The organism is Acinetobacter sp. YH12231, from assembly GCF_013417755.1.
In the GTDB taxonomy this organism is placed as follows: Bacteria; Pseudomonadota; Gammaproteobacteria; order Pseudomonadales; family Moraxellaceae; genus Acinetobacter; species Acinetobacter amyesii.
The window spans coordinates 18,294-28,664 of the sequence record NZ_VPDJ01000032.1 but is presented as its reverse complement, the minus strand read 5'-3'; the positions used below and the strand labels follow the sequence as shown (position 1 = coordinate 28,664).

The window sequence follows — 10,371 nt, the reverse complement described above, 5'->3', positions numbered from 1 at the left end:
AAGAGTGAACCACCTGATCCCTTCCCGAACTCAGAAGTGAAACCTCTTAGCGCTGATGGTAGTGTGGGGTTACCCATGTGAGAGTAAGTCATCGCCAGCTCATTATTCGAAACACCCCCTGACTAGTGCAGGGGGTGTTTTTTTATGTCGGGAAAAATAACAAGAACAATGGAAAACAAAAAATACAGTGACAGCCGGAGTAAAATGAATAAGAAATCTAATTATATAGTTAATTTATAAGGCGAATTGTTCCTAATAAAAGAATAAATTAGCTGAATAATGTGTCTAAAAAAGACAAAAAATCGGGCGTTCTCTTCGAAATTATGCTATAAAAAATAAAACGGCATAAAAATTGCTTATAAAGTGCGGTTAATTATAGGGGGAGTTATTAATGAAATTAGCGATGGGGTTAAAGGTTGCCAATTCCTTATCATTAACACCTCAATTACAACAAGCCATTCGTTTATTACAGCTTTCAAGTTTGGAATTGGAACAAGAAATTCAAATCCAACTCGACAGTAATCCTCTATTAGAGAAAGTTGAAGAACAAAATACCGTTGAAAGTTTAAATAGCTTACAAGAACAAGAAAGGGAAAATAAAGACTTAACCAATGAATTAAATGCCGATCATTTGCCTGATGAGTTACCGGTAGATACGGAGTGGGATGATGTTTATACGCATCAACCTACAAGTTTAGGTGCTGCTGAATTTGAAGAGCGCGAAGATAATCGGCAGGGGCATCAAAGTTTACAAGCACATATGCTTGAGCAAGTTAATCTTTTACACTTTTCTGTGATCGATAAACTAATTGCACACTGTATTATCGATGCTTTAGATAACAAAGGTTTTTTAGATTGTGACTTAAATGAAATTACCCAATCTGTTCAGCATCTTTTAGATTCTATGGATTATGAAGAAGAAGTCGAAGATGACGAAGTTTTGGTGGTTTTAAAGCATATTCAGCGTCTAGATCCTTTAGGTGTAGGTTCACGTAATCTCGCTGAATGTTTAATGGTACAAGTTGAAAATCTTCCTGAACATGTCGAATATCGATATGAAGCTATTTTATTATTGAAAAATTATGAGTTGCTGATTACCAATGAATTACCTAAGTTAATTAAGCAAACGGGTTTAAATACGGAACAACTTAAACTAGCCATTTGTTTGTTAAAAACATTAAAAGCACATCCAGGGCAAGAGTTTGAAGATAAAGATTCAGACTATCAAATTCCAGATGTAGTGGTGCTAAAAAAGAATGAACATTGGTTGGTACAGTTAAATCCTGATGTAATGCCAAAGCTACGAGTGAATTCTTTCTATGCCAATATGATCAAGCGTGCAGATCAAAGTGACGATAATCAATATTTACGTAATCAAATGCTTGAAGCTAAGAATTTCATTAAAAGCATTGATGAACGACATAAAACTTTATTAAAAGTGGCAACCTGTATTGTGGAGCATCAACGAGCGTTCTTTGAACAAGGGCCTGAGGCAATGAAGCCTTTGGTCCTGCGAGATATTGCGGAAGAAGTTGAACTCCATGAATCCACAGTTTCCCGTGTAACCACAAATAAATATATGCTCACACCACGTGGATTATTTGAGTTGAAATATTTCTTCTCAAGTCATGTTGGAACATCGTCTGGTGGGGAAGCGTCTTCGACGGCAATTCGTGCAAAAATTAAAAAGTTGATTGCAGAAGAAAATACACGTAAGCCTTTGTCTGATAATGCAATTGCAGTTTTGCTTAATGCAGAAGGTATTGATGTTGCTCGTCGTACAGTTGCGAAGTATCGTGAATCGTTACATATTCCATCATCTTCAGAGCGAAAAGTGTTGATCTAAATTTGAAAATCTGACTATTCTAGAGGTTCATTATGACGAAATAATGAATCTCTTTTTTTATAAGGAATGGCCGAAATGATCTGATTGTGTAAATGTATGCTTCGCATATTGAGTTGGATGATTCGGCTTGAACTTTTCCAGTCCTGAAAGAAGGTGAGGGATAGAATTATGCAGATTACAATTCGTGGCCATCATTTAACAATTACGCCAGCAATAGAAGAAAATATTCGTCTTAAATTTGCGGAAATGACCAAACATTTAGATCAGGTCAATAGTATGCAAGTCAAACTGACTAAAGATCATCAGGTTGATAAACGTTCAAAAAAAGGTAGTGATAATCATATTGCGGAAGCGATTATACGATTACCTGGGACAGAACTTTTTGCACAAGCGTGCGCTGATGATATGTATACCTCGATCAAAAAATTGTCTGAAAAATTAAAAAAACAATTACATAAACATCGAAAAATGCAGCTCATTTATATGCCTTTAACGGTTTAGATTGTAAATTGTACAAAAAGAGGTTTTTTATAACCTCTTTTTTTATATATATAATGTATGTGACTAATGAATTATTTTTTAGATTTATAGTAAAATGACGGGTTTTACACCGTTAGTCCTATATGGGGTCTTGTGATGAATAGTGAACAGCTCACTGAAATTTTAAAAGCTGCTTTTCCAGAAGCTGAGGTTGCAGTTAGTGGGCAAGGCGGCAAATTTGATCTACGCATTGTCGATGATCAATTTGAAGGCAAACGTCCTGTTGCTCGTCAACAATCTGTTTATGCACCTTTGAACTCCTACATTGCCAGCGGTGAAGTACATGCAGTAACAATTCGTGCAATGACCAAAGAAGAATGGCGCAAAGCAAGCTTATTCGGAGCTTAATAATTAATGGATAAATTTCTGATTCAGGGCGGTACTAAGCTCGAAGGTGAAGTTCGTATTTCTGGTGCAAAAAATGCTGCATTGCCATTACTCGCTGCAACTATCCTTGCGGATACACCTATTACATTAACTAATGTGCCAAATCTAAAAGATGTGAACACCTTAGTGAAATTGATCGCAGGTTTAGGTGTTCAAATCAGTTATGAAGGTGATACGGTTAAGGCTGATACTTCTAGCTTAGATAATCAATTTGCACCATATGAACTCGTGAAAACCATGCGTGCATCTATTTTGGTGCTTGGCCCGTTATTGGCGCGCTATGGTAGTGCAAAAGTGTCTTTGCCGGGTGGATGTGCAATTGGTTCACGCCCTGTAGATCAACATTTAAAAGCTTTAGAAGCACTTGGTGCTGAGATCGAAGTTGAAGCAGGTTATGTGCATGCTAAAGTGGATGGTCGTCTAAAAGGTGGCGAAGTTGTCTTTGATATGGTCACAGTTGGTGGTACTGAAAATATTCTAACTGCTGCGGTTCTTGCAGACGGTGTAACGACCATTCGTAACGCGGCTCGTGAACCTGAAATTACCGATCTTGCTAATATGTTGATCAAGATGGGTGCAAAAATCGAAGGTTTGGACACAGATACTTTGGTTGTTACAGGTGTTGAAAGCCTACATGGCTGTGAATATGCCGTTGTTGCTGATCGTATTGAGACAGGTTCTTATCTCGCTGCAGCAGCGATCACTGGCGGTAAAATCAAAACCACACATACTGATCCAAACTTGTTGGAGTCTGTGCTAGATAAATTTGAAGAAATGGGCGCGGAAGTTACGCGCGGTGAAGATTGGATTGAACTGGATATGATGGGTAAACGCCCGAAAGCAGTTAGTTTCCAGACTTTACCACATCCAGAATTTCCAACCGATATGCAAGCACAGCTGATGGCTGTGAATGCAATTGGTCGTGGTTTTGCCACAATTTCTGAAACGATTTTCGAAAACCGTTTCATGCATGTACCTGAATTAGCACGTATGGGTGCCAATATTCAGGTTGAAGGTAATGATGCTGTTGTTACAGGTGTAGAGAAATTATCTGCTGCACCCGTGATGGCAACTGATTTACGAGCTTCTTTCTCATTGGTTTTAGCAGCACTTGCCGCTGATGGGGAAACGTTGATTGACCGTATCTATCATATTGACCGTGGTTATGAAGATGTTGAAGCGAAGTTACAAGGTTTAGGTGCCCAAATTAAGCGAGTAAGTTAATGAGCGATATGAGAAACGATGATCCCAATTTTGACGTAATGGGCAATTTTGATCATGGTTTAACTTTAGCATTAAGTAAGGGACGTATCTTAAAAGAAACTTTGCCATTGTTGGAAACAGCTGGCATTAACTTATTGGAAGATCCGGATAAATCTCGTAAGTTAATTTTTCCAACGACCCATAAGCACGTACGTATTTTAATTTTACGTGCTTCTGATGTACCAACTTATGTTGAAAATGGTGCTGCAGATATTGGGGTGGCAGGTAAAGATGTGCTGATGGAACATGGTGCACAAAATGTGTATGAACCATTGGACTTAAAAATTGCCAACTGTAAGTTAATGACCGCAGGTAAAGTTGGCATGGTTCGTCCGAACGGTCGTTTAAAGATTGCAACCAAGTATGTCAATTTGACCCGTCAATATTATGCAAGCTTGGGCGAGCAAGTGGATGTGATCAAACTTTATGGTTCTATGGAACTTGCACCATTGGTTGGTTTAGGCGATTACATTGTCGATGTTGTGGATACCGGGAATACTTTACGTGCCAATGGTTTAGAGCCTTTGGAAGAAATCTGTAAAGTGTCTTCACGTTTAATCGTGAACAAAGCAAGCTTTAAACGTAAACAAACTTTGTTGAATCCAATTCTTGCACAGCTAGAAAAAGCCGTGGAAGAACGCGAGCAAGCAAAAAAAGCATAAGTTGTTAAGTTTCTAGCTATGCTGATCAAACCGCTCAAATTTGGGCGGTTTTTTTATGAAAACTGAAAAATAATGTTAAAACTGTATTTTCATCAATTTTAACGAAAGTTATTTTCAATAAAACTCCACATGAACACATGCGATAGATGTCCACAAGCTGCTGTAAAACAGGTAAACTAATCTTTTCCAATAGATTACCTTGTGGGTAAATTGATGCGACGTTTATCGACTCAAGATCAAAACTTCAAGCAAGCTTTTGCTGACTTGTTGGCTTTTGAAACTGTGAATGATCCAGAACTTTTAAAAACCGTTGACCAAATCATTGCTGATGTTCGTCAGCATGGTGATGCTCATGTTCTTAAATTGACACAGCAGTTCGATCGACATCCAGCGCATCAATTCTCAGAATTAGAGCTGACACAAGAACAGTTGAAAGCAGCATTTGAGGGGTTAAGTTCAGAAGTGCGTGAGGCCTTAGAACTTGCTGCGAACCGTGTTCGTGAATTTCACCAAGCGCAAAAGCAAGACGGCTGGACCTATGTCGATGCTTTAGGAAATACGCTTGGTCAAAAAGTCACACCACTGGACCGTGTGGGTATCTATGTGCCGGGCGGTTTAGCTTCTTATCCGTCATCTGTATTGATGAATGCTGTGCCTGCGCATGTTGCTGGCGTGCCTGAAATTATTATGGTGGTGCCTGCGCCGAACGGTGATTTGAATCCATTGGTTTTGGCGGCAGCTTATTTAGCCGGCGTACACCGTGTATTTACCATTGGCGGCGCGCAAGCGGTTGCAGCATTGGCTTACGGCACAGAAACCATCCCATCTGTGGATAAAATCACTGGCCCGGGCAACCGTTTTGTTGCGGCAGCAAAACGTGCAGTATTTGGTCAAGTTGGCATTGATATGATTGCAGGGCCATCCGAAATTTTGGTCTATGCAGAAGGTCAAAATAACGCTGAATGGCTGGCGATGGATTTGTTGTCTCAAGCGGAACATGACACTGTGGCTCAAGCGGTGTTCATTACGCCAGATGCGGATCTTTTAGATCAAGTAGAGCAATGGATTGAAAAGCATTTAGAAGCTTTGCCTAAAGCAGATATCGCGCGCACTTCAATTGAAAACCGTGGTGCATTAGTTTTAGTCAAAGACCGTGCTGAAGGCGCTGAATTGATTAACCAGGTTGCGCCTGAACATTTGATGCTGTGCTTAGATCAAGCGCAGGAAATGGCTGAAGATATCCGCCATGCCGGTGCAATTTTTATGGGTCGATATACGCCTGAAGCGATTGGTGATTACTGTGCAGGTCCAAACCACGTGTTGCCTACTTCGGGCACAGCGCGTTTTTCATCACCGCTCGGTGTTTATGATTTCCAAAAGCGCTCAAGTTTAATTATGTGCTCTGAAGATGGTGTGAAAAGTTTAGCGAAAACGGCTGATACATTAGCGGAGCAGGAAAACTTAGATGCGCATGCGCGTTCAGCACGCTATCGTTATCAGTAAGAAAATATAGACTAGGTGAAAAACTTAGTTTTCCAAAAATATAAACCTTTCCCTAACCCTCTCCTTTCAGGAGAGGGGAAATCTCATAAAATGAATATTCCTCTCCCTGAACGAGCTTTAAGGATTCCTTTAAAGCGAAGTGCAAGAGAGGTTAGGAGAGGGTGAGAAAGAGCAAAATAAAATGCCAAATATTACCGCTGAACAAATGCGTTTTTGGAGTCCTGATGTACGTGAATTAGAGCCGTACACACCGGGTGAACAGCCTAAAATCCAAAATATTTTAAAACTCAATACCAATGAAAACCCGTATCCGCCATCGCCAAAAGTGGTGGAAGCAGTTCAAAAAGTGTTGGCAAATTCTGCTGACGTTTTACGTTTATATCCAGATCCAGATGCGTCTGAGTTAAAGCAAGCGATTGCAAAACAGCAGCATGTACCTGTTGAGCAGGTCTTTGTCGGCAATGGCTCGGACGAAGTGCTTGCACACATTTTTAAAGCTTTCTTTGTGCAAGAACTACCAATTTTATATCCAGATATTACTTATAGTTTTTATCCAGTTTATAGCCAATTTTTTGGTATTGTCGCCAATACTAAAATTTTACCACTCAATGATGACTTTGAAATTGTTGTTGATGACTATAAACAGCCGAATGGCGGCATCATCATTACCAATCCGAATGCACCAACCAGTATTGCTTTAGGCCTTTCGGCCATAGAAGAGGTGCTGCAAGCCAACCCGAATTCAGTGGTTGTGATTGATGAAGCATATGTCGATTTCGGTGCGCAATCTGCTGTGGCTTTGGTTGCAAAATATGAAAACCTTGTGGTTTGTCAAACCATGTCTAAGTCGCGTTCACTTGCCGGTTTGCGTGTCGGTTTCGCGATTGCACAGCCCCATTTAATCGCAGCACTTGAGGCGGTAAAAAATAGCTTTAACTCCTATCCGATGGACCGTTTTGCGATTGCAGCAGCCGTGGCGTCATTTGAGGATCAAGCGTATTTTGAAGCGCAAAATGCCAAGGTGATTGTGAGCCGTGAAAAACTTGTAGAGCAGCTTTCTGAGCTGGGCTTTAAAGTATTACCCTCTGCGGCAAACTTTATTTTTGCATCATTGCCAACGAAAGACGCGGGTGAATTAGCTGCTGAATTGCGCGAACGCGGAATTATTGTGCGTTACTTCAATAAGCCGCGGATTAATCAGTTCCTGCGGATCACCATTGGTACAGATGAACAAAATCAGCGCCTTGTGGATACTTTGAAAAACGATATTTTGGCTTAATCTTTGCAAGCTCCGCGAAATGTAAATCTAGCCGAACCCTCCTTTTGAAAAGGTGAGAAGCACTGCTTCGCAAGGGGAGGGTTATAAAAAAGCGATTCAATTGAATCGCTTTTTTGTTATTCAGGTTTATGCCAGGTATTTAACAAATTCAGCATCGCTTCAACTTTATCAAAACATTCTTGATATTCAGCATCGCAATCTGATGCGATGGTGATTCCGCCGCCTGCCCACAGCGAAACCTGATCTTGGTATTTTTGAATAGAGCGGATCAAAATATTCCAAGAGCCCGTGCCATCGTGATTAAAATAACCCATCGAGCCGCAATAGGCACCGCGCGGGGCGCCTTCAAGTTCATCAATGATTTGCATCGCGCGAATTTTAGGCGCGCCGGTAATCGAACCGCCTGGCAGGGCAGACATCAGAACCTCAAAAGGGTGTACATCGGTTTTCAGCACGGCCTCAACTTCACTGACCATGTGATGTACCTGATTAAAACTTTCAATATCAAAAAGTTTAGGTGTTTTTACAGAACCTGTTTCTGCATAAACACTCAAATCATTACGCAGTAAGTCGACAATCATGACATTTTCAGCCATGTCTTTTTCAGATGATTTTAACCGTTGTTTTGATTGCGCATCTAACACTGGATCTTCATAGCGAGGCATCGTGCCCTTGATTGGCTTAGTAATAATCTTGCGTTTAGGCTTAAAATCTATAAAAAGTTCAGGCGAACAACTTAAAATTTCAAAATCATTAATACGTAAGTAGCCTGAATATGGTGCATCAGTCAGTGACCAAAATTCTTGAGCGGTATCTAAGAGTGAACCGTTTGCTTGAGCTGTGAATTCTTGTGTTAAATTAATTTGATAGCAATCACCCGCTTTAATATATTCCTGCACTTGATCAAAGGCTTTCGTGTAGTCTGACTTAGACCATCTTGCAGTACATTTTTGTCTTAATTTAAATTGATTCTGAGTGATCTCGGTTTGAATTATGTGATCAATGTAGTCGTAAATCTTAGCTGCAGAATGATCTGAACTATAAAAATACCAACCATCATTCTCTAATTTTAAAAAACTGGAAAATTGTCCTAAAAACAAGCGAGGTTGCGCTTTGGCGTGCAAGGAAATCTGTTGCTGCGCTGCATAATCATAGCTAATAAAGCCAGCCCAGCCCCCAGAAAACCCACTGCCTAAGTTTGAACATAAATCTTGGAAGGCAATATTTTGCAAGGGCTGAGTATCAGATTCCTCATATTGATCTAAATTGGTACGGACATAAGCTTTAAGTTCATCATTCTTCAATTGTTGATATTGATTTGCCAAAAAGCAAATAACAGGTTGGTTTTGATCTTCTAAAAAAATCACATGTGACAAGGGTGCAAGCGCTTGCAAAATTTTTTGAGCACTAACAGTTTGTTTGAGAATAAATTTTTTAAAAGAAATTGGCTTTTGCATCAACAGAAAAATTAACTTTAAAGAATAAAATGGATTTTATACCATTCCTAATTCATTTGGTTTGCAAATACCGTTTATCGGTAAGAATTAGATTGCGACCAACGACAGTTGAACAAATTTCAGCTTGGATATAATTTAATCGAGCGAGCAAACAACTCAAGGAAAGATTTAACAGTTGTCACAAAATAATATTACAGCTGAATAAATCGAGTGGTTGAAAATCAAAAAAAAATAAATACTCTTGGGAGAGTACCGTATGAAAAATTTCACTAAATTAGCTCTAGTTTCTTCAATCGCATTTAGTGCGAATGCTATGGCTATGCAAGCAATGGACGATGCTGCACTTAGTTCAACCACTGGTCAAGATGGTATTAACATCGGGATTGGTATTTCAAAAGTTGCAATTGAGAAACTTTACATTCACGATAATGACGGTTTAGCAACTGATGCAAAAAACGTTGTGACAGGTACAAAAGTTACTTTTGATACAACTACAACTCCTCCTAAGCCAACAGGTTTTGCTGCAAATGCAGAAGTTTCTTCAACAAATATTGTTGGTGGTACAGGTGTAGCAGGTGCTCTTTTAATTAAGGGGAACGGGATAACCGGTGATGCTAATGAAAAGCATGGTCTTGTAATTACTGCGAATTCACAAGCTTTGTTAGCAAGTCATAATTTGGCTGATTTACGTATTGACTCAGATGCTGGTAATTCTGCAAAAGGTGGAGCATTTGTTAATATTGCAGCACAAGTTTCAGGCTTAGATATTAAAATTGGTGAAATTGGTGTAACTGCATCAGGTACGGCTGGTACAACAGGTATTCGCCGTGGTGGTGATGACAGCAACTACAATGCAATTCTTTCTGGCTTAACTTTGAAAACAGGTCAGATGGCTGCAAATATTCAACTTGGTGCAGCTCCACAGGGTGCAATGATCAAATTGAATACAACTATGATTGGTGGTTTAGAGATTCAAAATCTAGGTATTCTGGATGCATCAACTAAAACTACTGCACGTGCTGCTGGTGAAATCTTTATTGAAAGCATAAAAGTTGCTGATGCGGGTAAAACAGACTTAACCATTAACCAAGATATTAGTGTTTATGGTGCAGAAGGAACATCAAAAGGATATATTCAAATGGTGAGCAACTCTGGTCCAATTGATAACTATGTGAAAGGTGTTCATTTAGGTAGTCGTACTGCTGGTTCAATTGGTGATATCGAAGTTCAAGGCTTGCAAACATATTATAGCCCTAGTTTAGGTGTTTATAATCCAGGTTCTGTGATTACGATTTCTAGTAACTAATCTAGAGCAAAAATAAGGCGCGTGTTGATCACGCGCTTTTTTTTACAAAAAAGTGCAGAATGACCCAACAAAGCATAAAAAAATGCTGTTTTTTTATAAAAAAAAAGGTATCTTGCATAATACATGGA

The 10,371-nt window shown here is 39.5% G+C and carries 9 protein-coding genes and 1 rRNA gene; 9 read left to right on the top strand and 1 reads right to left on the bottom strand.

Going from position 1 to position 10,371, the window contains the following annotated elements:
• The 8 genes from rrf to hisC all read left to right on the top strand — a co-directional run.
• Nucleotides 1-100 (top strand): 5S ribosomal RNA (rrf, locus tag FTV11_RS15450); the annotation flags it as partial.
• 291 nt (nucleotides 101-391) lie between these two features.
• Nucleotides 392-1,846: an RNA polymerase factor sigma-54 gene (locus tag FTV11_RS15445; RefSeq protein WP_180005468.1), complete on the top strand. Its 1,455-nt coding sequence runs from the start codon at nucleotides 392-394 to the stop codon at nucleotides 1,844-1,846.
• 168 nt (nucleotides 1,847-2,014) lie between these two features.
• Complete coding sequence (gene hpf / locus FTV11_RS15440; protein WP_078191195.1) at nucleotides 2,015-2,347, top strand: ribosome hibernation-promoting factor, HPF/YfiA family; 333 nt, start codon at nucleotides 2,015-2,017, stop codon at nucleotides 2,345-2,347.
• Between the two features lie 135 nt (nucleotides 2,348-2,482).
• Entirely contained in the window at nucleotides 2,483-2,734 is a 252-nt protein-coding gene (ibaG, locus tag FTV11_RS15435; protein ID WP_078191194.1) for a BolA family iron metabolism protein IbaG, read from the top strand.
• Nucleotides 2,735-2,740: 6 nt separating this feature from the next.
• On the top strand, nucleotides 2,741-3,997 hold the full coding sequence (murA, locus tag FTV11_RS15430; RefSeq protein ID WP_078191193.1) for a UDP-N-acetylglucosamine 1-carboxyvinyltransferase: 1,257 nt from the start codon (nucleotides 2,741-2,743) through the stop codon (nucleotides 3,995-3,997).
• A complete protein-coding gene (hisG, locus tag FTV11_RS15425; RefSeq protein ID WP_078191192.1) occupies nucleotides 3,997-4,698 on the top strand; it encodes an ATP phosphoribosyltransferase in 702 nt (233 codons plus the stop codon). The genes murA and hisG overlap by 1 nt, the downstream gene beginning before the upstream one ends.
• 201 nt (nucleotides 4,699-4,899) lie before the next feature.
• Nucleotides 4,900-6,201 (top strand): histidinol dehydrogenase, encoded by a 1,302-nt coding sequence (gene hisD, locus FTV11_RS15420; protein ID WP_180008575.1) that lies wholly within the window; start codon nucleotides 4,900-4,902, stop codon nucleotides 6,199-6,201.
• 181 nt (nucleotides 6,202-6,382) lie between these two features.
• Nucleotides 6,383-7,480, top strand: coding sequence for a histidinol-phosphate transaminase (gene hisC, locus FTV11_RS15415; protein ID WP_180026923.1), 1,098 nt, complete (start codon nucleotides 6,383-6,385; stop codon nucleotides 7,478-7,480).
• Between the two features lie 116 nt (nucleotides 7,481-7,596).
• Here the strand turns inward: hisC and pabB are convergent, their stop codons facing one another.
• Nucleotides 7,597-8,937, bottom strand: coding sequence for an aminodeoxychorismate synthase component I (gene pabB, locus FTV11_RS15410; RefSeq protein ID WP_180026922.1), 1,341 nt, complete (start codon nucleotides 8,935-8,937; stop codon nucleotides 7,597-7,599).
• A gap of 256 nt (nucleotides 8,938-9,193) precedes the next feature.
• On the opposite strand from pabB, the gene FTV11_RS15405 reads away from it, so the two are divergent.
• Nucleotides 9,194-10,243 carry a DUF6160 family protein gene (locus FTV11_RS15405; protein ID WP_180026921.1) on the top strand — a complete coding sequence of 350 codons (1,050 nt, stop codon included), beginning with the start codon at nucleotides 9,194-9,196 and terminating at the stop codon, nucleotides 10,241-10,243.
• Nucleotides 10,244-10,371 lie beyond the last annotated feature (128 nt).

Excerpts from the sequence above, each read along its gene's own strand:
- FTV11_RS15445 (WP_180005468.1), top strand. The coding sequence starts at position 392 with ATGAAATTAGCGATGGGGTTAAAGGTTGCCAATTCCTTATCATTAACA.
- hpf (WP_078191195.1), top strand. The coding sequence starts at position 2,015 with ATGCAGATTACAATTCGTGGCCATCATTTAACAATTACGCCAGCAATA.
- ibaG (WP_078191194.1), top strand. The coding sequence starts at position 2,483 with ATGAATAGTGAACAGCTCACTGAAATTTTAAAAGCTGCTTTTCCAGAA.
- murA (WP_078191193.1), top strand. The coding sequence starts at position 2,741 with ATGGATAAATTTCTGATTCAGGGCGGTACTAAGCTCGAAGGTGAAGTT.
- hisG (WP_078191192.1), top strand. The coding sequence starts at position 3,997 with ATGAGCGATATGAGAAACGATGATCCCAATTTTGACGTAATGGGCAAT.
- hisC (WP_180026923.1), top strand. The coding sequence starts at position 6,383 with ATGCCAAATATTACCGCTGAACAAATGCGTTTTTGGAGTCCTGATGTA.
- pabB (WP_180026922.1), bottom strand. The coding sequence starts at position 8,937 with ATGCAAAAGCCAATTTCTTTTAAAAAATTTATTCTCAAACAAACTGTT.
- FTV11_RS15405 (WP_180026921.1), top strand. The coding sequence starts at position 9,194 with ATGAAAAATTTCACTAAATTAGCTCTAGTTTCTTCAATCGCATTTAGT.